This window comes from Halopseudomonas sp. MFKK-1 (assembly GCF_027474385.1).
GTDB classification, from domain to species: domain Bacteria; phylum Pseudomonadota; class Gammaproteobacteria; order Pseudomonadales; family Pseudomonadaceae; genus Halopseudomonas; species Halopseudomonas aestusnigri.
Genome location: NZ_CP114836.1, coordinates 1,146,178 through 1,171,247 on the forward strand (window position 1 = coordinate 1,146,178; position 25,070 = coordinate 1,171,247).

Annotated in this window: 21 protein-coding genes; 13 read left to right on the forward strand and 8 right to left on the reverse strand. The window is 60.0% G+C overall.

The window, feature by feature from the left end:
• Positions 1-3 precede the first annotated feature (3 nt).
• The 5 genes from glyQ to O5O48_RS05225 all read left to right on the forward strand — a co-directional run bounded on the left by glyQ (position 4) and on the right by O5O48_RS05225 (position 5,633).
• Entirely contained in the window at positions 4-951 is a 948-nt protein-coding gene (glyQ, locus tag O5O48_RS05205) for a glycine--tRNA ligase subunit alpha (protein ID WP_228246028.1), read from the forward strand.
• Positions 951-3,032, forward strand: a complete 2,082-nt coding sequence (gene glyS / locus O5O48_RS05210; RefSeq protein WP_228246027.1) for a glycine--tRNA ligase subunit beta — start codon at positions 951-953, stop codon at positions 3,030-3,032. The genes glyQ and glyS overlap by 1 nt, the downstream gene beginning before the upstream one ends.
• A gap of 76 nt (positions 3,033-3,108) precedes the next feature.
• Positions 3,109-3,642: a D-glycero-beta-D-manno-heptose 1,7-bisphosphate 7-phosphatase gene (gene gmhB / locus O5O48_RS05215; protein ID WP_228246026.1), complete on the forward strand. Its 534-nt coding sequence runs from the start codon at positions 3,109-3,111 to the stop codon at positions 3,640-3,642.
• Positions 3,643-3,645: 3 nt separating this feature from the next.
• Positions 3,646-4,380, forward strand: a complete 735-nt coding sequence (locus O5O48_RS05220; protein ID WP_088275904.1) for a lysophospholipid acyltransferase family protein — start codon at positions 3,646-3,648, stop codon at positions 4,378-4,380.
• A gap of 74 nt (positions 4,381-4,454) precedes the next feature.
• Positions 4,455-5,633, forward strand: coding sequence for a PilT/PilU family type 4a pilus ATPase (locus O5O48_RS05225; RefSeq protein ID WP_269688371.1), 1,179 nt, complete (start codon positions 4,455-4,457; stop codon positions 5,631-5,633).
• A gap of 58 nt (positions 5,634-5,691) precedes the next feature.
• On the opposite strand, the gene gyrB is transcribed toward O5O48_RS05225, so the two are convergent.
• The 4 genes from gyrB to dnaA are packed head-to-tail and all read right to left on the reverse strand — an operon-like array spanning position 5,692 to position 11,860.
• Positions 5,692-8,106 (reverse strand): DNA topoisomerase (ATP-hydrolyzing) subunit B, encoded by a 2,415-nt coding sequence (gyrB, locus tag O5O48_RS05230; protein WP_228246024.1) that lies wholly within the window; start codon positions 8,104-8,106, stop codon positions 5,692-5,694.
• Between the two features lie 18 nt (positions 8,107-8,124).
• Complete coding sequence (gene recF / locus O5O48_RS05235) at positions 8,125-9,219, reverse strand: DNA replication/repair protein RecF (protein WP_269688372.1); 1,095 nt, start codon at positions 9,217-9,219, stop codon at positions 8,125-8,127.
• Positions 9,220-9,225: 6 nt separating this feature from the next.
• A complete protein-coding gene (gene dnaN, locus O5O48_RS05240; RefSeq protein ID WP_228246022.1) occupies positions 9,226-10,329 on the reverse strand; it encodes a DNA polymerase III subunit beta in 1,104 nt (367 codons plus the stop codon).
• Between the two features lie 49 nt (positions 10,330-10,378).
• Positions 10,379-11,860: a chromosomal replication initiator protein DnaA gene (gene dnaA, locus O5O48_RS05245; protein WP_088275899.1), complete on the reverse strand. Its 1,482-nt coding sequence runs from the start codon at positions 11,858-11,860 to the stop codon at positions 10,379-10,381.
• 601 nt (positions 11,861-12,461) lie between these two features.
• On the opposite strand from dnaA, the gene rpmH reads away from it, so the two are divergent.
• The 5 genes from rpmH to mnmE all read left to right on the forward strand — a co-directional run bounded on the left by rpmH (position 12,462) and on the right by mnmE (position 16,385).
• Positions 12,462-12,596, forward strand: coding sequence for a 50S ribosomal protein L34 (rpmH, locus tag O5O48_RS05250; RefSeq protein ID WP_074496262.1), 135 nt, complete (start codon positions 12,462-12,464; stop codon positions 12,594-12,596).
• Positions 12,597-12,610: 14 nt separating this feature from the next.
• Positions 12,611-13,006, forward strand: coding sequence for a ribonuclease P protein component (rnpA, locus tag O5O48_RS05255; RefSeq protein ID WP_088275898.1), 396 nt, complete (start codon positions 12,611-12,613; stop codon positions 13,004-13,006).
• Positions 12,999-13,250, forward strand: coding sequence for a membrane protein insertion efficiency factor YidD (yidD, locus tag O5O48_RS05260; RefSeq protein WP_088275896.1), 252 nt, complete (start codon positions 12,999-13,001; stop codon positions 13,248-13,250). Before rnpA ends, yidD begins: the two co-directional genes overlap by 8 nt.
• The gene (gene yidC, locus O5O48_RS05265) at positions 13,247-14,941 is read left to right on the forward strand and encodes a membrane protein insertase YidC (RefSeq protein WP_088275895.1); all 1,695 of its coding nucleotides are present in this window, start codon (positions 13,247-13,249) and stop codon (positions 14,939-14,941) included. Before yidD ends, yidC begins: the two co-directional genes overlap by 4 nt.
• A gap of 73 nt (positions 14,942-15,014) precedes the next feature.
• Entirely contained in the window at positions 15,015-16,385 is a 1,371-nt protein-coding gene (gene mnmE / locus O5O48_RS05270; RefSeq protein WP_228246021.1) for a tRNA uridine-5-carboxymethylaminomethyl(34) synthesis GTPase MnmE, read from the forward strand.
• 3 nt (positions 16,386-16,388) lie between these two features.
• Here mnmE and O5O48_RS05275 read toward each other — a convergent pair whose 3' ends face one another.
• The 4 genes from O5O48_RS05275 to codB all read right to left on the reverse strand — a co-directional run bounded on the left by O5O48_RS05275 (position 16,389) and on the right by codB (position 21,101).
• The gene (locus O5O48_RS05275; RefSeq protein ID WP_228246020.1) at positions 16,389-17,726 is read right to left on the reverse strand and encodes an MFS transporter; all 1,338 of its coding nucleotides are present in this window, start codon (positions 17,724-17,726) and stop codon (positions 16,389-16,391) included.
• Positions 17,727-17,812: 86 nt separating this feature from the next.
• The gene (gene codA, locus O5O48_RS05280) at positions 17,813-19,069 is read right to left on the reverse strand and encodes a cytosine deaminase (protein ID WP_228246019.1); all 1,257 of its coding nucleotides are present in this window, start codon (positions 19,067-19,069) and stop codon (positions 17,813-17,815) included.
• The gene (locus O5O48_RS05285; protein WP_216359007.1) at positions 19,066-19,821 is read right to left on the reverse strand and encodes a PucR family transcriptional regulator; all 756 of its coding nucleotides are present in this window, start codon (positions 19,819-19,821) and stop codon (positions 19,066-19,068) included. Before O5O48_RS05285 ends, codA begins: the two co-directional genes overlap by 4 nt.
• Complete coding sequence (codB, locus tag O5O48_RS05290) at positions 19,818-21,101, reverse strand: cytosine permease (protein WP_088275891.1); 1,284 nt, start codon at positions 21,099-21,101, stop codon at positions 19,818-19,820. The genes O5O48_RS05285 and codB overlap by 4 nt, the downstream gene beginning before the upstream one ends.
• Before the next feature lie 594 nt (positions 21,102-21,695).
• Here codB and mnmG point away from each other — a divergent pair.
• Genes mnmG through O5O48_RS05305 form a run of 3 tightly spaced genes read left to right on the forward strand, consistent with a single transcriptional unit; the run spans position 21,696 to position 25,056 of the window.
• On the forward strand, positions 21,696-23,594 hold the full coding sequence (gene mnmG / locus O5O48_RS05295; protein ID WP_269688373.1) for a tRNA uridine-5-carboxymethylaminomethyl(34) synthesis enzyme MnmG: 1,899 nt from the start codon (positions 21,696-21,698) through the stop codon (positions 23,592-23,594).
• A 5-nt stretch (positions 23,595-23,599) separates the two neighbouring features.
• Complete coding sequence (rsmG, locus tag O5O48_RS05300; protein ID WP_434006952.1) at positions 23,600-24,235, forward strand: 16S rRNA (guanine(527)-N(7))-methyltransferase RsmG; 636 nt, start codon at positions 23,600-23,602, stop codon at positions 24,233-24,235.
• A 17-nt stretch (positions 24,236-24,252) separates the two neighbouring features.
• Positions 24,253-25,056 carry a ParA family protein gene (locus tag O5O48_RS05305; RefSeq protein ID WP_228246017.1) on the forward strand — a complete coding sequence of 268 codons (804 nt, stop codon included), beginning with the start codon at positions 24,253-24,255 and terminating at the stop codon, positions 25,054-25,056.
• Positions 25,057-25,070 lie beyond the last annotated feature (14 nt).

Genomic DNA, 25,070 nt, shown 5'->3' on the forward strand with positions numbered 1-25,070 from the left:
CACGTGACTCAGACCAATCCAGCCGTCCACACCTTTCAAGGACTGATCCTTGCCCTGCAAAGCTACTGGGCAGAGCGGGGTTGTGTGGTACTGCAGCCCTACGACATGGAAATGGGTGCCGGCACCTTCCATACAGCCACCTTCCTGCGCGCCATCGGCCCGGAAACCTGGAACGCCGCCTACGTCCAGCCCAGCCGCCGCCCGGCTGACGGCCGCTACGGTGAAAACCCGAACCGCCTGCAGCATTACTACCAGTTCCAGGTGGTGCTCAAGCCGAACCCGGACAACATCCAGGAGCTGTACCTGGATTCGCTGCGTCATATCGGCGTCGACCCGCTGGTGCACGACATCCGCTTCGTTGAAGACAACTGGGAATCGCCGACCCTCGGCGCCTGGGGTCTGGGCTGGGAAGTCTGGCTGAACGGCATGGAAGTGACCCAGTTCACCTACTTCCAGCAGGTCGGTGGCGTCGAGTGCTATCCGGTCACCGGTGAGATCACCTACGGTCTGGAGCGTCTGGCGATGTACCTGCAGGGCGTCGACTCGGTCTACGACCTGGTCTACTCCGACGGCCCGTTCGGCAAGGTCAGCTACGGCGACGTGTTCCACCAGAACGAGGTGGAGCAGTCCACCTACAACTTCGAGCACGCCAACGTCGACAAGCTGTTCGAGCTGTTCGATTTCTACGAAGGTGAAGCCAATCGTTTGATGGAACTGGAGCTGCCGCTGCCGGCCTACGAAATGGTCATCAAGGCATCGCACACCTTCAACCTGCTGGACGCCCGCCGCGCCATCTCGGTGACCGAGCGTCAGCGCTACATTCTCCGTGTTCGTACCCTGTCCCGCGCGATTGCCCAGAGCTATCTGCTGGCCCGCGCCCGCCTCGGCTTCCCGATGGCCACCCCCGAATTGCGTGATGAAGTACTGGCCAAGCTGAAGGAGGCCGAATAATGCAGGCGCAGGATTTTCTCGTTGAACTGGGCACCGAAGAGCTGCCTCCCAAGGCCCTGAAGAAGCTGGCCGAAGCCTTCCTGGCCGGGGTTGAAGGAGGTCTGAAAGACGCCGGTCTGGGCTACGCCAAGGCCCGCTACTACGCCGCGCCGCGCCGCCTGGCCGTGCTGGTCGAGGCGCTGGCAACCCAGCAGCCCGACCGCACCACCCAACTCGATGGCCCGCCCGTACAGGCGGCGTTTGACGCCGACGGCAACCCGACCAAAGCCGCCGAAGGCTTTGCCCGCAAGTGCGGTGTCAGCCTGGCCGAGATCGACCAGAGTGGTCCGAAGCTGCGCTTCGTACAGAACATCCCGGGCCAGCCGGCCACCGATCTGCTGCCCGGCATCGTTGACGCCGCACTGGCCGCGCTGCCGATTCCCAAGCGCATGCGCTGGGGTGCCCGCAAGACCGAATTCGTCCGCCCGACCCAGTGGCTGGTCATGCTGCTGGGTGATCAGGTCGTGCCCTGCGAGATTCTCTCGCAGCGTGCCGGTAACCTGTCCCGCGGCCACCGCTTCCACCACCCGGATCAGGTCACCATCGCCAGTCCGGCGGCTTATGCCGAGACCCTGCGCAGCGCGCACGTGATCGCCGATTTCGCCGAGCGCCGCGAGATCATCAAGAGCCGCGTCGACACGCTGGCTGCAGAGCAGCAGGGCACCGCCATCGTGCCGGCGGACCTGCTGGACGAAGTCACCGCGCTGGTCGAATGGCCGGTGCCGCTGGTGTGCAGCTTCGAGGAACGCTTCCTTGAGGTGCCGCAGGAAGCGCTGATCTCGACCATGCAGGATAACCAGAAGTACTTCTGCCTGCTGGATGCCAACGGCAAGCTGCTGCCGCGCTTTATCACCGTCTCCAACCTGGAGAGCAAGGACCCGGCGCAGATCATCGCCGGTAACGAGAAGGTGGTGCGCCCGCGCCTGACCGACGCCGAGTTCTTCTTCAAGCAGGACCAGAAACAGCCGCTGGAAACCCGCAACCAGCGTCTGGCGAACGTGGTATTCCAGGCCGATCTGGGCAGTGTATTCGACAAGGCCAAACGCGTGTCCGAGCTGGCCGGCTTTATTGCCGAGCGCATCGGCGGCGACGCCGGGCGAGCTGCCCGTGCGGGCCTGCTGTCCAAGTGCGACCTGGCGACCGAGATGGTCGGCGAGTTTCCGGAACTGCAGGGTATTGCCGGCTACTACTACGCCAAGCACGACGGCGAAGCCGACGACGTGGCGCTGGCGCTGAACGAGCAGTACATGCCGCGCGGTGCAGGTGCCGAACTGCCAAGCACCCTGACCGGCGCCGCCGTGGCGCTGGCAGACAAGATCGACACCCTGGTCTGCATCTTCGGTATCGGCATGCTGCCGACCGGCTCCAAGGACCCGTATGCCCTGCGCCGTGCCGCCCTCGGCGTCCTGCGTATCCTGATCGAGAAGCAACTGGACCTGGATCTGGCCAGTGCGCTGGGACATGCCGTGGAGACCAACCAGGAACTGGGCTTTGCCCAGGCGACTACCGCCGGATTGAGCGGCGAGGCGCTGGTTGCCCAGGTGCAGGACTTCATCTTCGACCGCCTGCGCGCCCGCTACGAGGATGAAGGTATCGACGTTGCGGTTTACCAGTCGGTACGCGCCGTCAGCCCGACTTCGCCGCTGGACTTCGATCAGCGTGTACAGGCCGTTCAGGCCTTCCGCCGACTGCCCGAGGCCGAGGCCCTGGCTGCCGCCAACAAGCGAGTGTCCAACATCCTGTCCAAGGCTGACGGCAGCGTCAGTGAGCAGATCAATACTGCACTGCTGCAGGAAGCCGCCGAGCAGGCGCTGGCGAACGCCGTCGCCGCTGCAGAGCAGGCGGTAGCGCCGCTGGCATCCCAACGGCAGTACAACGCGACGCTGGAGCAACTGGCCGCCCTGCGCGCGCCGGTGGACGCCTTCTTCGAACAGGTACTGGTCAACGCCGAGGACGACGCCGTCAAGGCCAACCGCTACGCGCTGCTGGCACGTCTGCGCGGTCTGTTCCTCGGCGTTGCGGATATTTCGCTGCTCGGCTGACGCCGCTGCAAGCTACAAGCTGCAAGCGGCAAGCCGCCCGTGCTGACTTGTAGCTTGCCGCTTGGAGCTTGTCGCTATGAAGTTAATCATTCTCGACCGCGACGGGGTCATCAATCAGGACTCCGACGCCTATATCAAATCCCTCGACGAGTGGATTCCCTTGCCCGGCTCCATCGACGCCATTGCGCGCCTGAGCAAGGCCGGCTGGACTGTCGCAGTGGCCACCAACCAATCCGGTATCGGCCGGGGCTACTATGACGAGGCCACGCTGCAGGCCATGCATGACCGGCTGCGCCAGCTGGTAGCAGAGCAGGGCGGCAAGGTGGATCTGATACGTTACTGTCCGCACGCTCCTGATGCCGGTTGCGATTGCCGCAAGCCGCTGCCAGGGCTGTTCAGGCAGATTGCCGATGACCTTGGTCAGCCGCTGGATGGCGTTCCCACCGTGGGCGACAGCCTGCGTGACCTCGAGGCCGGCTGCGCCGTCGGTTGTACGCCCTATCTGGTACGTACCGGCAAGGGTGCGAATACCGAGCACAAGACACTGCCCGCCGGTACGCGGGTATTCGATGATCTGGCAGCTGTTGTCGACCACCTCCTGGAATCCTGAACCATGTCTCTGCTGATGCGCCTTCGCGTCGTTCTGTTCTACCTGTTGCTGTCGGCCAGCGCTGCCGTCTGGTGCATTCTGGTCACCCCGCTCGCGCTGTTTCTGAGCGTTCGCTGGCGGATCAAGGTCATCATCGAGTGGTGGTCCGCTATCGCTGTGTGGCTGGCGAAGAACATCGTCGGCATCCGCTACGAGATATCCGGTCTGGAGAACATTCCGGATCAGCCGGGGGTGATCCTCGCCAACCACCAGAGCACCTGGGAAACCTTCTTTCTGCCACGTGTATTCCGTCCGCAAACCCAGTTGATCAAGCGCGAGCTGCTGTATGTCCCCTTCTTTGGCTGGGCCTTTGCGCTGGCCAAACCCATTGCGATTGACCGCAGCAAGGCGCGCGACTCGCTGCAGCAGCTGACACGCACTGGCGGTGAACGCCTGAAGGACGGCATGTGGATTCTGGTATTCCCGGAAGGTACCCGCATCGCCCCCGGAGAGACGGTCAAATTCTCCCGTGGTGGCGCTGCGCTGGCCTGTGCCAATAACGCCCCCATTATTCCCGTTGCGCACAATGCCGGCGAATTCTGGCCGCGTCAGGGCTGGGCCAAGAAGCCCGGTACCGTCAAGGTGATGATCGGCCCCGCGATCTATCCGGCCGGTGCCGATCCGCGCTCCATCGTCGCCGCCAACAAACAGGCTGAAAGCTGGATCAACCAGCAGTTGCAGGGCCTGAAAGACGCCTGAGGGCGACTGGTCCATAATGGGTGTTCTGACGCGGCGTACCGCGATTTCATCAACTGCTCGACCGGTGTCTTGATATGGATATTAACCGCTACCTCCGCGCCCTGGCCGAAAAGGGCGGCTCCGACCTGTTTTTCAGCGTTGGTGCGCCCGTGACCCTAAAGCGTGAGGGTGACTTCTTCGCCTTCGGCAATCAGCCGCTGGCAGCCGGTGCCGTCAGGGAACTGGCCTGGCAGGTGATGAACGAAAAGCAGATCGAGGAGTTCGAACGCGAGCAGGAGATGAACCTGGCGGTCGGCCTGCCCAACCTGGGCCGCTTCCGTATCAACGTGTTCTACCAGCGCAGTGAAGTGGGTATGGTCGTGCGCCATATCAGCAACAAGATTCCTGCCTTCGCTGACCTTGGCCTGCCGCAGCAGCTGGAACGACTGGCACTCAAGGATCGCGGCCTGGTGCTGGTGGTCGGCGCCACCGGTTCAGGCAAGTCGACAACCCTCGCCTCCATGCTGGATTACCGTAATACCAATCGGGCAGGGCACATTGTCTGCATTGAAGACCCGATCGAGTTTCTGCACAGGCACAAGAAATCGATCATCGATCAGCGTGAAGTCGGGCTGGATACCCAGAGCTTCGAACATGCGCTGCGCAATGTTCTGCGCGAATCGCCTGACGTCATCATGATCGGCGAGATACGCGACAAGGCGACCATGCAGCACGCGCTGCACTACAGCGAGACCGGTCACCTGGTGGTAGCCACCCTGCACGCCACCAACAGCGTCCAGGCCATCGAGCGCATGGTCAACCTGTTCCCGGAAGGCGAGCGCAAACAGACGCTCAGTGATATCTCGATGAATCTGGCCGGCATTATTGCCCAGCGGCTGGTGCCTGCGGTGCATCAGAAGCGTGTGGCCGCCGTCGAGGTACTGCTGCGCACGCCCTACATCCGTAACCTGATTGCCCGCGACGAACTGTCCGAGATCAAGGACTCGATGAACCGCGGCCAGGAGCCCGGCCTGCAAAGCTTTGATCAGCACCTGTACGACCTGCTGACCGACGGCAAGATCACCATGGAGATGGCGCTGCGCTACGCTGATTCGCCAACGGATCTGAAGCTGAGGTCCAAGTTCAGCGATACCCGCAGCGAATCGCCACTGGGCATGCCACAGCAACCAGAGCCAGAAGCGGAGCTTTCATTCAAGCCGGCGACGCCGGGTAACGAGTTTTCCGATTCGGATCTGACCGACGACTTTCGTTGATCGCCAGACACTAAAAACCCCTTTGACCCCACGATCAAAGGGGTTTTTTATCGCCTGATCAGACGTCCAGGTTGGACACCGCCAGAGCATTGGACTCGATAAATTCGCGGCGCGGTTCCACGTGGTCACCCATCAGCGTGTTGAAGATCTGGTCCGCAGCGATAGCGTCTTCAATATTCACCCGCAGCATACGGCGACTTTCCGGATCCATGGTGGTTTCCCACAGCTGCTCCGGATTCATCTCGCCCAGCCCCTTGTAACGCTGGATAGTATGACGGCGTGCGGTTTCGTTCATCATCCATTCAAGGGCTTCCTTGAAGTTGCTGATCGGCTTCTTGCGCTCGCCGCGCTGCATATAGGCGCCGGGCTCCAGCAGGGTCTGCAGCTTCTCACCCAGCTCGGCCATGGTGCGATAGTCATTGCTGGCGAACAGGTCACGATTGAAGGTGACATAGTTCGACAAACCGTGGGTAATGGACTCGACCTCCGGTAGCCAGAGATGCCGTTCCGGGTCTTCCCGAAGGCTGACACGGAACTCCTGACCGGATCGCTGCGTGGGTGCGACGCGCTCTGCAAACCCTTTAATCCAGGTCTCCATAAAGGCCTTATCGGCCAGGTTCTCCACACTCAGGCGGGGCAGATAGATGAAGTGCTCCATCAACTCCTGCGGATACAGGCGAGCCAGGCGCTTGAGCGTTTTCATCACGCTGCGGAATTCCTGTACCAGACGCTCCAGTGCCTGACCGGTGATCCCCGGCGCGCCTTCGGTAACGTACAGATAGGAATCTTCAAGGGCTGACTGTGTCAGGTACTCTTCGAGTGCCTCGTCGTCCTTCAGGTACTGTTCCTGCTTGCCCTTCTTGATCTTGTAGAGCGGCGGCTGGGCAATGTAGATGTAGCCGTTTTCGATCAGCTCTGGCATTTGACGGAAGAAGAACGTCAGCAGCAGAGTACGAATGTGCGAGCCGTCGACGTCAGCATCGGTCATGATGATGATGTTGTGGTAACGCAGCTTTTGGATGTTGAACTCTTCGCGGCCAATACCACAACCCAATGCGGTAATCAGCGTGCCCACCTCGGCAGAGGAGAGCATCTTGTCAAAACGTGCCTTCTCGACGTTGAGGATCTTACCCTTCAGCGGCAGGATGGCCTGGGTCCGGCGGTTACGGCCCTGCTTGGCAGAGCCGCCCGCGGAGTCACCTTCCACAATGTAGAGTTCAGACAGTGCCGGATCCTTCTCCTGGCAATCTGCCAGTTTGCCCGGCAGGCCGGCGATATCCAGTGCGCCTTTGCGGCGGGTCATTTCACGGGCCTTGCGGGCGGCTTCGCGTGCCCGGGCGGCATCAATCATCTTACCCACTACGGCCTTGGCCTCACCGGGCTTCTCCAGCAGGTAGTCGGCAAAGAATTTGTTCATTTCCTGCTCGACGGCGGTCTTCACTTCGGATGACACCAGCTTGTCCTTGGTCTGGGACGAGAACTTGGGATCCGGCACCTTGACCGAAATGATGGCCGTCAAACCTTCACGGGCATCGTCACCAGAGGTATTGACCTTAAGCTTTTTCAGCAAGCCTTCCTGTTCGATATAGCTGTTCAGGCTGCGGGTGAGAGCGCTGCGGAAGCCGGCGAGGTGCGTACCACCATCGCGCTGGGGAATGTTGTTGGTGAAGCAGAGAATGCTCTCGTTAAAGCTGTCATTCCACTGCATCGCCACTTCAACGCCGATGCCGTCTTCACGCTGAAGATTGAAGTGGAACACCGAGTTGATGGTGCTCTTGTTCTGGTTCAGGTACTCGACGAATGCGCGCAGGCCGCCTTCGTAGCGGAACAGTTCGTGCTTGCCAGTGCGCTCGTCTCGCAGGTTGATACCCACCCCGGAGTTCAGGAAAGACAGTTCGCGCAGGCGTTTGGCGAGGATATCCCAGCTGAATGAGATGCTGCTAAAGGTCTCGGCCGAGGGTTTGAAATGAATCTGGGTACCCGTGCTATCGGTGTCACCAACTGCCGCCAGAGGGGCTTGCGGCACACCATGGACGTAGGTCTGCTCCCAGACCTTGCCTTCGCGGCGAATGGTCAACACCAGCTTCTCCGAGAGGGCGTTTACCACCGATACACCCACACCGTGCAGACCGCCGGAGACCTTGTAGCTGTTATCGTCGAACTTACCGCCGGCGTGCAGAACAGTCATGATGACCTCTGCAGCGGACACCCCTTCCTCGTGTGCATCGACCGGGATACCGCGGCCGTTGTCACGGACACTGATCGACTCGTCGGTATGGATGGTGATGTCGATATCACTGCAGTAGCCAGCCAGGGCTTCATCGATCGAGTTATCGACGACTTCAAAGACCATGTGGTGAAGGCCGGTGCCGTCATCGGTGTCACCGATGTACATACCGGGACGCTTACGCACCGCATCAAGGCCCTTCAGAACCTTAATACTCGATGAATCATAGGCTTTGTTATCGGTCATCTTAAGTCACTCCAGACTTCATTCGGTCTGCACAATGTGCCCATGTTCCACGTGGAACATGGATAAGGGTGTGTCTGCTTGCCAGCATTCACTCAACGAATCCGCATCGACGCAGCTGATAAACACCTGACAATCGAGCGACTCGAGCAAGCGGCACAGCGCTTGCCGATGGTGACGATCCAGCTCAGAGGGGAGGTCGTCGACCAGGAATACACAATCTCGCTGCCTTTCCATCAGGCCTAGCAGCCGCCCTTGCGCGATCTTCATCGCACAGACGACCAGCTTTTGCTGACCTCTGGACAACACTTCGGCGGCGTTCATCCCGTTGACCCGCAGTCGCAGGTCAGCGCGCTGTGGGCCAGCCTGGGTATGCCCGAGTGCCATATCACGATCGAACTGCGACTCCAGCACCTCAGCCAGACCGCGCTCGCGATCCCAACCGCGAAAATAGCTAAGCGTTAGCCCATCTATCTGCAGCAGCTCCGCGAGTACGCCTTCGAACACCGGCTTCAGCTGTTGCAGATACGCCTGTCGGAAGCCGTCAATCTGCTCGCCAGAAGCGACCAGCTCGGCCTCCCAGGGGGCTAGCAGCGAACGTTCGATTCTACCACGTCGCAGCAGCGAATTCCGTTGTTTGAGGCTCTTTTGCAGTCGTTGCCACGCCGGGAGAAAACGATGTTCCACGTGGAACACACCCCAATCCAGATACTGCCGACGTTGTTTGGGAGCGCCCTCAAGCAAGCGAAAACTGTCCGGGTTGATCAACTGCAATGGCAGGACTTCGGCGAGCTCGGCGGTACTACGTGCGTTCTGGCCATTGATACGAATGTCGTAGTCGGCCTGCCGACTGCGAGTAATACCAATCTTGCTGGAGTTGCCACCCGACAAAAAAACCTCGCCAAAGACAGTACAGCTATCCTGCTGGTACTGAATAACGGGCTGCAATCGGGTACTGCGGAAGGATCGGGCGAGGCCAAGAATATGAATGGCCTCAAGCAAGCTGGTCTTGCCACTGCCGTTCGGACCGGAAACGAGGTTGATACGAGGAGAGGGGAGAAGGGTCACCGAGTGCAGATTACGCACCGCGGTGACCGTCAAACGAGATAGCGGCATTGCGCGTCAGAGACGCATCGGCATGACGACGTAAAGGCTTTCGTCAGATTCGGCTTCCTGGATCAGTGCACTGCTGTTGGCATCAGACAACACCAGCTTGGCCTGCTCATGGCCGAGCACGTTCATCACATCCAGCAGGTAACTGACATTGAAGCCGATCTCCAACGGCGCACCGCTGTAATCAACCATTACTTCTTCTTCAGCTTCTTCCTGCTCGGGGTTGTTGGCCTGAATCTTGAGCTGGCCCGACTCCAGCGTCAGACGAATACCACGATACTTTTCATTGGACAGAATCGCCGTACGGCTGAATGCATCGCGCAAGCTATGCCGATCGGCCACGACAATCTTGTCGCCGCCCCGCGGCAGCACACGCTCGTAATCCGGGAACTTGCCATCGACCAGCTTGGAGGTGAAGGTGAAGTCGCCGGTGGTGGCGCGAATGTGGTGTGTACCCAGTACGACATTGACCAGGTCATCCGCTTCGCCGAGAAGACGGGCCAGTTCAAGAACGCCCTTACGCGGCACGATCAGCTGATAGCGTTCCTGATAGTCGATGTTCGCATCAACGGTGCACATCGCCATGCGATGACCGTCGGTTGCTACCGCACGCAGCTGGCCCTGATTGATCTCCAGCAGCAGACCGTTCAGATAGTAGCGCACGTCCTGCTGAGCCATGGCAAAGCTGGTGCGCTCAATCAGGCGCCGCAGCTTGCCCTGACTGACGGCGAAACTCATGGCACCCGGGCCGTCTTCAACATTGGGGAAATCGTTTGCCGGCAGGGTCGCCAGGGTAAACCGACTGCGCCCGGCCTTGATCAGTGCCTTGCCGTCTTCGACCTTGAAGTTCAGCGTGGCATCGTCCGGCAACGATTTACAGATATCCATCAGCTTGCGGGCAGGAACGGTTATCTCGCCGTCCTCGCAGGCTTCATCCAACGCGATACGGCCAACCAGCTCGACTTCCAGGTCGGTACCGGTCAGTGACAGGGTGTTGCCGTCGACCACGAGCAGGACGTTGGACAGAACCGGCAGGGTCTGGCGACGTTCCACAACGCCCGCAACCAGTTGCAGGGGCTTCAACAGAGCTTCTCGCTGAATGGTGAATTGCATTGTCTTCCTTCGACCTCGTGCTGGTTGGCAGTGATGTGGGCTGACGGGCTCAGGTCGTCAGCGTCCTCAACAGATTCTTGTAGTCCTCGCGGATATCCGCATCAGTCTCGCGCAACTCGGCAATCTTGCGCGTGGCATGCAATACCGTTGTGTGATCCCGTCCACCAAACGCATCGCCAATCTCAGGAAGGCTGTGGTTGGTCAACTCCTTGGCCAGGGCCATGGCAACCTGACGGGGCCGTGCAACGGAGCGGGAGCGACGTTTGGACAGGACGTCGGCTACCTTGATCTTGTAGTACTCGGCGACGGTGCGCTGAATATTATCGATACTCACCAACTTGTCCTGCAAGGCGAGCAGGTCCTTGAGCGACTCACGAATCAGCTCAATGGTGATGTCGCGTCCCATAAAATGCGCACTGGCGATGACCCGCTTGAGTGCACCTTCCAGTTCGCGGACGTTGGAGCGAATACGCTGGGCAATAAAGAAAGCCGCATCGTGAGGCAGATCAACCCGGGACTGCTCGGCCTTCTTCATCAGAATGGCAACGCGGGTTTCCAGCTCGGGCGGCTCGACAGCGACGGTCAGGCCCCAACCAAAACGAGACTTGAGCCGCTCTTCCAGGCCGTCAATTTCCTTGGGGTACCGGTCACTGGTGAGAATGACCTGCTGCCCGCCTTCAAGCAGCGCGTTGAAGGTGTGGAAGAACTCTTCCTGCGAGCGCTCTTTCTTGGCAAAGAACTGAATATCGTCAATCAACAGCGCATCGACCGAACGGTAATAACGCTTGAAGTCGTTGATGGCGTTCATTTGCAGCGCCTTGACCATATCGGCGACGAAACGCTCGGAATGCAGATACACGATCCGGGCAGCCGGATTCTTCTTCAGCAGATGGTTACCAACCGCGTGCATCAAGTGGGTCTTGCCCAGGCCAACGCCCCCATAAAGGAACAGCGGGTTATAGCCATGCTTGGGATTGTCCGCAACCTGCCAGGCTGCAGCGCGGGCCAACTGGTTGGACTTGCCCTCGACGAAGTTCTCGAAGGTAAAACTGCGGTTAAGCAGACTGGTGTGCTTGATCAGGGTCGGCGGCGCCTGCGGCTGATCTGCAGAATTACCGGCCAGTTCAGCGGCTGCCTCGGCAGTACCGCTGTGATCAACCAGCGGTTGCGGCTGAGACTCGACCACCACCGGCGTAACCGGAGCAGCTACCGGAATCGGTGCAGGGGCAGCTGTCGCTGACTGCAGCGGTCGCGGCGCAGGCGCGGAGACCGGCGCGGCAGCAGTACGACGACTGCCAATCAGCAGCGACACCATCGGCGCCTGCCCCTGAGACAGATCGTCCATCAACTCCTGGATGCGATTGAGGTACTTGTCATTGACCCAGTCCAGCACGAACCGGTTGGGTGCATACAGACGGATCTCCGCCTGGTCGCCATCGACCTGCAACGGACGAATCCAGGTATTGAACTGTTGGGATGGTAGCTCATCACGCAAAAAATCGATGCATTGCTGCCAAAGTGCAACAGACACTGAATTCCCCCGGGACCACTGATGCCAGCGGCTGTTATTGAGTACAAAAAAGAGACTTCAGACCGCACTGAAAAGCGGTACTGACAGAGCGCTCTATTCTATCTGCTCCCCCCCTACTTATCCACACGCGTGACCGAAGCCGGGCTAAAAAAGTATCGCCAACGCCGACCCTCGACGTGCAGCAGAAACGATGAAAAAACGGTAACACCCGCGAAATCAGGGCGCCGTAGAAGCTGTGGACAAGGCAGCCTCAACATTGTTGGCAACAGAGCACGATCAATGGGGATAACTCCACCTGTGGATATCCCGCCCGGTTATCCACAGGTAGAGCACAGGAGTCAGATAGTCCGGGCAACCGGATGTCAACAGCCTTATGCTTAGGGCAACCCGTTGAGCTATATGGGAAAATTCAGGTTACCCACAGAAATGTGGTCGCCTATACATAGCTATATCTTTAATCTCTTAAACAATCTCTTTTCTTATATTTTTATCTATTCACGGGACGTTGAAAGGAAATTGACCACGGCACACTTTTTCTCTAGAATCACCGGTCCCTCGGAGGGGCACTTTGCTCTGATGTAACTTACTCAGGTATCTGAAGATGAAAAGAACGTTCCAACCCAGCGTACTGAAGCGCAAGCGCAACCATGGTTTCCGTGCTCGTATGGCTACCAAGAACGGCCGCGCTGTTCTGGCTCGCCGTCGTGCCAAAGGCCGTGCACGCCTGTCAGCCTAAGACCCGGTTTCCAGGTGGATCTCGGATTCGGCCCTGAATACAGGTTACTTAAACCTGGCCAGTTCAAAACCGTATTCGATGGAGCCACCTGCAAGGCCTCAGGACCCAGTCTGCTGCTGCTGGCCAGAGAAAACTCTCTGAGCCACGCGCGACTGGGTCTGGTCATTGCCAAGAAAAATGTCCGGCATGCGGTAGACCGCAACAAGGTCAAACGCATTGCTCGTGAATCGTTCAGACAGCATCGCGCTGAACTGGGCAATCTGGACATTGTCGTACTCGCCCGCAAGGGAGTAGGCGACCTGGACAATGCTGCGTTACATGCTCTGTATCAGGGCATGTGGCGCAGGCTGATCAAATCTGCTGCCAAAAACCGCTCACGTGACCCTGGACCCTCGTCATCCAATGCGTAGCATCGCGTTAGGGCTGATCAAGGTTTACCGCTACGCTATCAGTCCCCTGATGGCCAGTCACTGCCGTTTCTATCCCTCCTGTTCCTGCTACGCCCAGGAAGCCATCGAACAGCATGGTCTTCTCAAGGGAGGCTTGCTCAGTGCGCGCCGCCTCGGACGTTGCCACCCATGGAATCCCGGTGGGTATGATCCGGTACCCCCAGCTTCTGCCAACCGACCGAACCGAATGGCCAACAAACCATGAACCTCCAACGAAATATCCTCATTGGTGCACTGCTGGTTATCACCTATCTGATGGTGGTGCAGTGGAACAAGGATTTTGTCCAGCAGGATCTTGCGCCCGCAGCCCAGACGCAAGTAACCCCCCAGGACAGCAGTGACCTGCCCGGCGATCCTGGCGCCGTTGCCGATCCGCTGAACAGCGACGTTCCCGCGGCGATCAGTGCCGACGGTGAGGCACTGACGCCGGCCCAGGTGACGACTCCTTCGGCTGACGGTCAGCTGGTTCAGGTGAAAACCGACACCCTGGAACTGAGCATCAACCCGGTTGGTGGTGACATCGTTTCACTCACCCTGCCTCAGTATCCGACCCGCAAGGATCGTCCGGATCTGCCGTTCCAGCTGCTGGAACAATCGGGTAACCGTACCTACATTGCTCAAAGTGGTCTGACAGGGCAACAGGGCCCGGACAAGTCCACCGGCCGTGCACGCTACAGTGTCGAGCAGAACAGCTACACCCTGGCAGACGGCCAGGAGCAGCTGGTTGTTGACCTGAAATCCAGCAGCGACGGCGTGGATTTCACCAAGCGCTTCACCTTCACCCGTGGCAGCTATCTGGTCGACGTCAGCTACCTGATCGACAACCAGAGCGCGCAGCCCTGGAGCGGCAGCCTGTTTGGTCAGATCAAGCGCGATGGCAGTGGTGATCCGTCCAGCTCTACCGCAACCGGTATGGCCACCTTCCTCGGTGCCGCCTACTGGAGTGCCGATAACTCCTACACCAAGTTGAGTCTGTCCGACCTGGACGACAAGCAGCTGAGCGAGAGCGTGTCCGGTGGCTGGGTTGCCTGGCTGCAACACTACTTTGTCAGCGCCTGGGTTCCGAATGCCGAAACCAAGCACACCTACCGCACCCTGAAGGACCGCGGTGGCAACTACATCGTCGGCTTCACCAGCCCGTCGGTTCAGGTTGCAGCTGGTGAACAGCAGACCATTTCTGCCAGCTTCTACGCCGGCCCGAAAATTCAGGACGACCTGAAAGCCATTTCTCCCGGTCTGGAATTGACGGTCGACTACGGCTTCCTCTGGTGGATCGCCCAGCCGCTGTTCTGGGTTCTGAGCCTGATCCACGGCTTCGTCGGCAACTGGGGCTGGAGCATCATCCTGCTGACCTGCCTGATCAAGCTGATCTTCTTCCCGCTGTCTGCAACCAGCTATCGCTCCATGGCCAACATGCGCCGCGTTGCACCCAAGCTGCAGGCGCTGCGTGAGCAGTATGGCGATGACCGTCAGAAAATGTCCCAGGGTATGATGGAGCTGTACAAGAAGGAGAAGATCAACCCGCTGGGTGGCTGTCTGCCGATTCTGGTGCAGATGCCGGTCTTCATCGCCCTGTACTGGGTACTGATGGAAAGCGTCGAGATCCGTCAGGCTGAATGGCTGGGCTGGATCACCGACCTGTCGCTGAAAGACCCATACTTCATCCTGCCGATCATCATGGGCGCGACCATGTTCCTGCAACAGCAGCTGAACCCGACGCCGCCGGATCCGATGCAGGCCAAGGTAATGAAGATGCTGCCGATTGTCTTCACCTTCTTCTTCCTGTGGTTCCCGGCAGGTCTGGTGCTGTACTGGGTAGTCAACAACTGTCTGTCGATCGCACAACAGTGGTACATTACCCGCCAGATCGAAAAGGGCGCTGCGAGCAAGGACTAAGGTTCGGCACACCGCCAGTCAAACGCCCCGTTTTCGGGGCGTTTTGCTATCCACTGAAAACACCGGAGCCGCCATGAGCAAGCCTTATCACGCCGATACCATTGCCGCGCTGGCGACTGCCCCCGGCCAAGGCGGCGTCGGTATCATCCGGGTCTCCGGTCCCGGAGCCCGAGACATTGCCCAGCGCATCGCCCGCCGCGAGCTGCAACCGCGCTATGCCCACTATGGCCCGTTCTGGTCAGGTGAGCAGACACTGGACGAAGGTATCGCGCTGTTCTTCCCCGGCCCGCATTCCTTTACCGGTGAAGACGTGCTGGAGCTGCAGGGCCACGGCGGCCCGGTGGTGATGGATCTGCTGCTCAAGGCCTGTCTGGCAGCTGGTGCTCGTCAGGCGCGTCCCGGTGAGTTCAGCGAACGAGCATTTCTCAATGACAAGCTGGATCTGGCCCAGGCCGAGGCCATTGCCGACCTGATCGAGGCGAGCTCCGAGCAGGCCGCGCGCAACGCACTGAATTCGCTGCAGGGCGCGTTCTCCCAGCGCGTGCACAGCCTGACCGAGTCGCTGATTGCGTTGCGTATCTATGTCGAAGCGGCCATCGATTTTCCCGAGGAAGAGATCGACTTTCTCGCCGACGGTCACGTGCTCAATCAGCTGCAGCAGGTGCAGGCAGACCTGCAGCAGGTCCAGCGTCAGGCCGGGCAGGGCGCACTGCTGCGCGACGGCATGACGGTGGTGATCGCCGGTCGACCCAACGCCGGCAAGTCCAGTCTGCTCAATGCTCTGGCCGGGCGCGAGAGCGCCATCGTCACCGATATTGCCGGCACCACGCGGGATATCCTGCGCGAACATATCCACATCGATGGCATGCCGTTGCACATCATCGACACCGCCGGCCTGCGCGACACAGAGGATCAGGTTGAGCGCATCGGCGTGCAAAGAGCGATGGCAGCAATCAGCGACGCTGACCGGATTCTGCTGATGGTCGATGCCAGTCAGCCGGAAGCGAAGAACCCGGAGTTGCTGTGGCCCGAGTTTCTCGAACAACGCCCTGATCCGGCCAAGGTCACGCTGATTTACAACAAGGTAGACGTCACCGGCGATGCGGTAGCAGTCGAAACGGCGGATGATGGCTCGGTGGTCTTGCACCTGTCGGCCCGTCAGGGAGATGGTATCGACCTGCTACGCGAGCACCTGAAGGCCTGCATGGGCTTTGAGCAGACCGGCGAGAGCCTGTTCAGTGCCCGCCGCCGTCACCTGGAGGCGCTGGAAGAAGCCGCCACGTATCTTCAGCACGGCTTTGATCAACTGACCCTGATGGGGGCCGGCGAATTGCTGGCCGAAGACCTGCGCATGGCGCAGCAGGCGCTCGGCAAGATCACCGGCGAGTTCTCCGCCGATGATCTGCTGGGGCGGATTTTCTCCAGCTTCTGCATCGGCAAGTAACCTTTATCCCGAGCGCGGCTGGCTTAGCCGCAAGGTACTGACAGCCGCTGCAAGGCAGGCAAAGCAACCGGCGGCGATCAACGCGGCATGGGTGCCATTGTCGACGAACAGGTTGAACATCAACGCCACCAGCGCCGCACCGCTGGTCTGGCCAACCAGCCTGGCGGTGCTCAGCATGCCACTGGCGCCGCCACTGCGGTGCAAGGGGGCAGCGGTAATGATGGTGTGATTGTTGGGCGACTGGAACAGCCCGAACCCGGCGCCGCACAGCACCATCCAGCCGAGTATTGCGCCAGTTCCCGGCTTGTCCGGCAATGCTGCCAAGCCCCAAAGACCTCCGGCGAACAGCAGCATGCCAATACCACCCAGCAAGCCCGCGTGAAAGCGCTCCAGCAGCCGCCCGGCCAGGGGCGCGCTAACCATGGTCGCCAGCGGCCAGGGCGTCATCAGCAAACCGGTTTGCATGGCATTGAGTCCAAGCTGCTGCTGGAAGTAGAAGGGGATGGAGACCATCGCCAGCATCTGCCCGGCGAACGCGGTGATCGAACTGCCGATCGACAGGGCAAAAATGGGAATGCGCAGCAGATCCACCGGCAGCAACGGCATGCTACGGCTCAGCTGTCGGCGCACGAACAGCCAACCCAGCGGGCCGCCAATCAACAATGGCCCGAGCAGCCACCAGCCGGCGTGGCCCTGGGCTACACCGGTGACAGCCATAAAGAAGCAACCCAGCGTAAGTACATTAAGCACTGCGCTTGGCAGATCAAAGCGCAGGCTCGGTACACCTTCATTGGCGGGCAGAAACTTCCAGCCCAGCAGCAGGGCCAGCAGGCCGACGGGGGCGCTGACCGCAAACAGCCAGGGCCAGCTGGCGAGCGACAAAATGACTGCTGCCACGCTGGGGCCGGCAGCGGCGGCCACCGAGACGATCAGGGTATTGAGCGCCACACCGCGGGCCAGGCGTGCGCGGGGATAAATCAGTCGGGTCAGGGCGCCGTTGACGCTCATCACCGCTGCAGCGCCCAGCCCCTGCAGCATGCGCGCAAGGGTCAGCTGCAACAATGAATCACTCAGGGCGCAGACTATCGACATGGCAGAAAACACCGCCAGCCCGATCAGATAGATACGCCGGTAGCTCCACAGGTCGCCAAGCGAAGCCAGAGGCAGCAAGCTGACCGCTATCACCAGCTGGTAGGCGTTGACCACCCAGATCGAGTTGGCCGCACTGGTGCCCAGATCATTGGCGATGGTGGGCAATGCGACATTGGCAATCATGCCGTCCAGCACGGCCATGGTCACGCCCAGCGCAATCGCAATGATCGCGCCGAGTCGTGCGGGCATGGGTAATCCGTCGTTGCTGGCAGGTGACACAACTCGCCTCGATAGCGCAGAACCAGCCGGTCACCTTAGCATAGAGGCGTGCGTTATCAGCTCCAGCCAGCCACCTCGTGGACCGGAGCGGCACGCTGCACCAGGCAGCGACCATCGCGCACCGATGCAAGAACCGGGCTCTGATTCAGCAGTACCTCATACGGCGTTGTGCCGTTGAGCACCATGCAGCGTGCGGGGTTGCCGACCGCGATGCCGTACTCGGCAAGATTGAGCGCCGCAGCGCCGTTATCGGTAACGATTTCCAGCGCGGTTTCTATCCGCTCCATACCCAGCATGTGGCAGGCATGCAGGCCGACATCCAGCGTGCGCAGCAGATTACCGTTGCCCATCGGATACCAGGGGTCACGGATCGAATCCTGACCAAAGCAGACCTTGAGACCGGCATCCAGCAATTCGGGTACCCGGGTGATGCCGCGGCGTTTCGGGTAACCGTCAAACCGGCCCTGCAGGTGCAGATTCTCGGTCGGCAGTGCCACAAAGCGCAGCCCCGACTTGCCGAGCAGGCGGAACAGCCGGCTGCAGTAGGCGTCTTCGTAGGAGTGCATGGCACAGGTGTGGCTGGCGGTAACCCGGCTGCCGTAATCGCGACTCAGGGCCTCGGCGGCGAGCACTTCCAGAAAGCGCGACTGCGGATCGTCGATTTCGTCGCAGTGCACGTCCACCAGGCAATCATTGGCTTCGGCCAGATCCATCAGCAGCTTGACCGACTCCACGCCGTAATCGCGAGTGAACTCGAAATGCGGGATACCGCCAATCACATCGGCACCCACCGTCACCGCGTCACTCATTAGCTCCTTACCGCCCGGGAAGGACAAAATGCCCTCCTGCGGGAAGGCAACAATCTGCAGGTCAACAAAGTCGCGCACGCGGTCCCGCACCTCAACCATCGCCCGCAACGCCGTCAGCTGCGGATCGGTCACATCAACGTGGGTACGCACGTACTGAATACCGTGAGCAGCAAACAGCTTGAGCGTTTGCTCGGCGCGGCTGATGACATCATCGCGGCTCAGCATCGCCTTGCGCTCGCCCCAGCACTCGATACCTTCGAACAGGGTACCGCTCTGGTTCCAGCGCGGCTGGCCGGCGGTGAGCGCAGCATCCAGGTGAATGTGCGGCTCGACAAAGGGCGGCAGCAGCAGGTTGCCGCCGGCATCCAGTTCATCGGCGGCAGCGACCACATCCGCGCTCTGGGGCTCGATCCGGCTGAACCGCCCTGCGCTGATCTCGACCCGATACAGGCCGGTTTCACCAGGCAGGCGAGCATTAACGATGGCAGACAGGGTCTGGGTCATGGGGTATCTCCACATTCGGGTGTCATAGTGGGCTCGTGCATCAGCAGATGAGCCAGAATCAGGTTGTAGATGTCTGTCGGCTTGGCCGGGTCCAGCCCGGTCTCACGGAACAGACGATCGAGGCGGTTGCGCACCGAGTTGCGATGGCTGCCCAGTGCAGCGGCCGCCGCGCTGATATTGCCGCCATGTCGCAGCCAGGCATCGATAGTCGGCGCCAGGTGCTGTAGCAAGGTCTGATGTTCGGCAAACCAGGGGGCGACGAAGTCGGCGCGCGCGCCCGCATCGCCAATGCGTAGCTGCAGCTTCTCCAGCAAACTGCCCGCTCGGCTTTCAGCATCCCGCCAGGCCAGCTGTTCACGTTGCACAATGGCCCGTCCGATGACCTCGGTCACCGTCACCATCGGCAGCGAATACGGCTGCTCAAGCAATGGCAACTGCTGCTGATCTGCCAACTTCAGAAGGGCCGCAGGCAAGCGACCGATGTAGGCATCACCGGTCAGAATCACCAGGCCGGCAACCTTGGCCGCCACCCCCTCGTAAAGCAGCTCAAACAGGTTATCGACGCTGTGGTGGCGACCAATGCCGGTGATGAACACCAGCTCTCCACCCTTGATCCACGGCGTAAAGGAACGGTTTTCCGCGACATACGGCCAGCGGACAACACGCTGCGCACCGGCGTGACCGGCACGCAGACGAATAGCCCCAAGCCCGGGTAACAACGGGACATCCTCGGTGCGCAGCAATGGACTCACAGGTTGCTCATCAGCGCCGCGCGGCGCTCCTTGACCGCACTGACCAGCAGGGCCAACAAGGCGTAGGACGCGGCAGCGACCAGTACGCCAACCACCGGCGCAATCCAGTTGGAGGTATAGGCCACCAGCGAACCCAGTGCGTAGGCTATCAGACCGATAACATTGAACGCGGGCAGGGCAGTGGAACCCAGATCAGCGTAGCGGCCGCGCCAGGTCACAAAATAGTTGGCCATGATCACGCCACCGACCGGCGGGATAAAGGTGCCGAGCAGAATCAGGAACGGGATCAGCCACTCATACATACCCAGTACCGCCAGCAGCGTGCCAATTGCCGCGCCGATCACGGTGATGGTCCGGCGACGCTCGGTGCGCAGCAGGTTGCAGCCGGCCACGGCAAAGTTGTAGACGGTGTTGTCCTGGGTGGTCCAGAGATTGAGGAACAGCATCAGCACGCCCAGCGTCGCCAGCCCTTGTGCCACCAGAATGTCGACGATGTCGGCCTGTTGATAGACCAGCGCGCCGAAGGCGCCCACCAGCGTCATCAGCCCGTTACCGATAAAGAACGCCGCCAGGGTCGCGATGACGGCTGCCTTGCCGGACTTGGCAAAACGGGTCCAGTTGGTCGCCTGGGTACCGCCACTGACAAAGGTCCCGAACACCATGGTGATGGCTGCAGCCACACTGAGCTCCGCACTGGGTGCGATGGCGCTCAGACCGGACAGGCCACCGGCGTCTTTGGTGGCGATCCCGAGGCTCACCGCGATCAGAATCAGCATCGCAGGTACGGCAAAGCGTGACAGCAGATCCAGACCTCGGTAGCCAACGAAGGCACTGATACAAAAACCGAACCCGAACACCACCATCAGCGGCAGCGTCAGGCTATCGGGCAGGCCGGTCATTTTCACCAGCAACAGCGCCATGGTTGCCGTACCCCAGGCGTACCAGCCGATCTGGGTAAAGCCGAGAATGAAGTCGGACAGCTTGCTGCCGATCTCACCGAAGGCGTAGCGGCTCATCAACGCCGTATTCAGCCCCGAGCGCGCGGCAATATAGCCCAGAATGGCTGCATAGGCGCCGAGCAGCAGGTTGCCAATTAACAGAACCCACAGAGTCGTAGAAAAATCAAAGGCAGCGCCGACACTGCCACCTGCCCACATGGTGGCACTGAAGAAGGTAAAGCCCAGCAGCACAAAACTCATCGACCACATGCTCTTGCGGGCGGTTTCCGGTACCGGACTCAACGGGTAATCGGGGTCCGTGGTGCGCTCTGACTGGTTCATCCTGGTATCTCCGCTTTGCTGAAAAAGGACGTCTGCGTGCATGCAGACGTACATCACCGGTGATTTAGCAACCGCTGTGCCAGTCCATGGATTTCCCAGTGAAGAGCGAGCATCGATGCGCAAATGCATGTGCAATCTGCACAGCATAGCTATAAGCATGCACCCGAACAGCGCGGTAAAAGTGAAAAAACGGCGTATAAGGTCTGTGGAAAACCCGGCCCCAACCCGGTCGATAACCCTGGGGACAGCCTGAGGTGAAATCCCCCTGTGGATAAACACCTCAGTTACCCACAGGCAACGCACCGCTTGCACCCCCATCCAACGACCGCTTTCACACAACCTTTTGAGTTGTGCAAGATTCTGATCTATAAGGATTTATATGAGTTATTCACAGAAAAGTGGCTACGTATATACATTAACTAATTCAAGGTTTATATAAATCTTTCTTTTCTTATCTATATCTATCTGGACGTTTTTCCACACTCGGCACGTTGTACAAAAAGTGTTCAGCCAAAGCTGCAATTTTTTCCCCTTGGGCCTATAATCAGCCCCTTTTTTCCGCGTCAGGCACAGGCCTGACAATCGAGGTGACAGGTGGATTTCCCCAGCCGTTTTGACGTCATAGTGGTAGGCGGTGGCCATGCCGGTACCGAAGCTGCACTCGCTGCTGCCCGTATGGGGGTGAAAACCCTGCTGCTCAGCCATAACGTCGAAACCCTCGGTCAGATGAGCTGCAACCCGGCGATTGGCGGGATCGGCAAGAGCCATCTGGTCAAGGAGATCGATGCGCTGGGTGGTGCGATGGCACTGGCTACCGACAAGGCCGGTATCCAGTTTCGTGTTCTGAACAGCCGCAAAGGCCCAGCCGTGCGTGCCACCCGTGCCCAGGCTGACCGAGTGCTGTACAAGGCGGCTATTCGTCATACCCTGGAGAATCAGGAAAACCTATGGATCTTCCAGCAGGCCTGCGATGACCTGATTGTCGAAAACCAGCAGGTTCGTGGCGTGGTTACCCAGATGGGTCTGCGTTTTCTGGCTGACAACGTGGTACTGACCACCGGCACCTTCCTCGGTGGCCTGATTCACATCGGTCTGGACAACTACTCCGGCGGTCGCGCGGGCGATCCGCCCGCCATCGCACTCGCGCAGCGCCTGCGTGAACTGCCGCTGCGGGTGGATCGGCTGAAAACCGGCACCCCGCCGCGCATCGACGGTCGCAGTGTCGATTTCAGCCAGATGACGCCACAGCCAGGTGATACGCCGATTCCGGTCATGTCGTTCATGGGCAATGCAGCAATGCATCCGGAGCAGGTCAACTGCTGGATTACCCATACCAACGAGCGCACCCACGATATCATCCGCGAGAACCTGGATCGCTCGCCGATGTACACCGGGGTCATCGAAGGCATTGGCCCGCGTTACTGCCCGTCGATCGAAGACAAGATCCATCGCTTTGCCGACAAGGATCAGCACCAGGTATTCATCGAGCCGGAAGGCCTGACTACCCACGAGTTGTATCCGAACGGCATCTCGACCTCGTTGCCGTTTGATGTGCAGCTGCAGATCGTCCGTTCGATCAAGGGTATGGAGAACGCGCACATCCTGCGCCCCGGTTACGCCATCGAGTACGATTACTTCAATCCGCAGGACCTCAAGTACTCGCTGGAAACCAAGGTCATCGACGGTCTGTTCTTCGCCGGTCAGATCAACGGCACCACCGGTTACGAAGAAGCCGGTGCTCAGGGTTTGCTGGCAGGTCTCAACGCCGCACTGCGTGCACAGGAGCGCGACGCCTGGTGCCCGCGCCGTGACGAGGCTTACATCGGCGTGCTGGTCGATGACCTGATCACCATGGGCACCCGCGAGCCGTACCGCATGTTTACTTCCCGTGCCGAGTACCGTCTGGTACTGCGTGAAGACAACGCCGACCTGCGCCTGACCGAAAAGGGCCGCGAGCTGGGTCTGGTCGATGATGAGCGCTGGGCGGTCTTCAACGCCAAGCGTGAAGCCATCGAACAGGAAACCCAGCGTCTGCGCAGCACCTGGATGCAGCCGAACAGCGAGCAGGGCAAGGCCTATAGTGCGCAGTACGGTACGCCGCTGACCCACGAATACAGCCTGCTGGATCTGCTGCGCCGCCCGGAAGTGGATTACACCGCACTGGTCGAACTGACCGGTGCAAGTGACATTCCGGCCGATGCCGCCGAACAGGTCGAGATTCAGGCCAAGTACGCCGGTTATATCGAACGTCAGCAGGAAGAAATCGAGCGTCTGCGTCAGCACGAGCAGACTCGCCTGCCGGAAGACCTGGATTACGCCAGCCTGAACGGGCTGTCGAATGAAATTCGTGCCAAGCTGGCCGATGTGCGCCCGCAGACCCTGGGGCAGGCCTCACGTATCCCCGGCGTGACGCCGGCGGCCGTCAGCCTGCTGCTGATCCATCTGAAAAAACGCAACGCCCTCGGCGATAGCTCGCTGGCCCGGGAGGCATAAGCGCAATGAGTCAACATGCGGTAGAGCTGGCGCAGGGCGCAAGGCAGCTGGGTGTCGCCCTGAGCGAGCAGCAACAGGAAAAACTGCTGGGCTACATGGCCCTGCTGAACAAGTGGAACAAGGCGTACAACCTGACCGCGGTGCGCGACCCGAACGAAATGGTCAGCCGTCACCTGCTCGACAGTCTGAGCATCGTCTCGTTCATCGAAGGTCAGCGCTGGCTGGATGTCGGCAGCGGTGGCGGTATGCCCGGCGTGATGCTGGCGATCATGTTTCCCGAGCGTGAGTTCACCCTGCTCGACAGCAATGGCAAGAAGACCCGGTTTCTCACCCAGGTTAAAAACGAATTGGGGCTGACCAATCTGCAGGTGGTCAACAGCCGGGTCGAGGCGTTCGAGCCAGGCCAGCCGTTTGATGGTATTACCTCGCGCGCGTTTGCCTCGCTGGCCGACTTTACCCAGCTGACCCGTCATCTGGGTACCGAACAAACCCGCTGGCTGGCGATGAAGGGCGTTTACCCCGACGAAGAGCTGGCTGCGTTGCCGGTCGACTTTAAGCTTGAGAGCAGTGCACAATTACAGGTTCCCGGTTGCGTTGGCAGCCGCCATCTGTTGATACTGCGACGGATGGATCAGGGCTGATATCAAGGGGGCTGAACGTGGGCAAGGTGCTGGCAATTGCCAACCAGAAGGGCGGTGTGGGAAAGACCACCACCACGATCAATCTCGCCGCCTCGCTGGCTGCGACCAAACGCAAGGTGCTGCTGATCGATCTTGATCCTCAGGGCAATGCGACCATGGGCAGCGGTATCGACAAGGCCAATCTGGATAACTCGGTCTACGAATTGCTGACCGGTCAATGCGAGTTTGCCGATGCGGTTTGTCGTTCGGAGCACGGTGGCTATGACCTGCTGCCGGCCAACGGCGACCTGACTGCTGCCGAAGTCGAGCTGATCAACACCAAGATGAAGGAAAGCCGGCTGCGTTACGCGCTGGTCAACGCCCGCGATCACTACGACTTCATCCTGATCGACTGCCCGCCATCGCTGAACATGCTGACGGTCAATGGTCTGGTTGCCGCCGATGGCGTGGTCATTCCGATGCAGTGCGAATACTACGCGCTGGAAGGATTGTCGGCGCTGGTCAATACCATCAGCCGGATCAGCTCGGTGCTCAACCCGAACCTGCAGATCGAGGGCCTGTTGCGGACCATGTACGATCCGCGCAACAGCCTGACGCTGGATGTGTCGGCCCAGCTCAGTGCGCATTTTGGCGACAAGCTGTATCAGACTGTGATTCCACGTAACGTGCGACTGGCCGAAGCACCCAGTTTCGGCATGCCGGCACTGGCCTACGACAAGCAGTCCCGTGGCGCCGTCGCCTATCTGGCACTGGCCGGCGAGGTGGTACGCCGCAGCAAGCAGGCAGCCAAGGCGGCTGCCGTTACCGATTTGAACGATTGACTACAAGGACATCA

Bases quoted from the DNA above. Each gene is read 5' to 3' on its own strand.
- yidC (WP_088275895.1), top strand. From the start codon at position 13,247: ATGAACCTCCAACGAAATATCCTCATTGGTGCACTGCTGGTTATCACC.
- gmhB (WP_228246026.1), top strand. From the start codon at position 3,109: ATGAAGTTAATCATTCTCGACCGCGACGGGGTCATCAATCAGGACTCC.
- gyrB (WP_228246024.1), bottom strand. From the start codon at position 8,106: ATGACCGATAACAAAGCCTATGATTCATCGAGTATTAAGGTTCTGAAG.
- O5O48_RS05220 (WP_088275904.1), top strand. From the start codon at position 3,646: ATGTCTCTGCTGATGCGCCTTCGCGTCGTTCTGTTCTACCTGTTGCTG.
- mnmE (WP_228246021.1), top strand. From the start codon at position 15,015: ATGAGCAAGCCTTATCACGCCGATACCATTGCCGCGCTGGCGACTGCC.
- O5O48_RS05275 (WP_228246020.1), bottom strand. From the start codon at position 17,726: ATGCCCGCACGACTCGGCGCGATCATTGCGATTGCGCTGGGCGTGACC.
- glyS (WP_228246027.1), top strand. From the start codon at position 951: ATGCAGGCGCAGGATTTTCTCGTTGAACTGGGCACCGAAGAGCTGCCT.
- codA (WP_228246019.1), bottom strand. From the start codon at position 19,069: ATGACCCAGACCCTGTCTGCCATCGTTAATGCTCGCCTGCCTGGTGAA.
- codB (WP_088275891.1), bottom strand. From the start codon at position 21,101: ATGAACCAGTCAGAGCGCACCACGGACCCCGATTACCCGTTGAGTCCG.
- yidD (WP_088275896.1), top strand. From the start codon at position 12,999: ATGCGTAGCATCGCGTTAGGGCTGATCAAGGTTTACCGCTACGCTATC.
- dnaN (WP_228246022.1), bottom strand. From the start codon at position 10,329: ATGCAATTCACCATTCAGCGAGAAGCTCTGTTGAAGCCCCTGCAACTG.
- recF (WP_269688372.1), bottom strand. From the start codon at position 9,219: ATGCCGCTATCTCGTTTGACGGTCACCGCGGTGCGTAATCTGCACTCG.
- rsmG (WP_434006952.1), top strand. From the start codon at position 23,600: ATGAGTCAACATGCGGTAGAGCTGGCGCAGGGCGCAAGGCAGCTGGGT.
- O5O48_RS05225 (WP_269688371.1), top strand. From the start codon at position 4,455: ATGGATATTAACCGCTACCTCCGCGCCCTGGCCGAAAAGGGCGGCTCC.
- rpmH (WP_074496262.1), top strand. From the start codon at position 12,462: ATGAAAAGAACGTTCCAACCCAGCGTACTGAAGCGCAAGCGCAACCAT.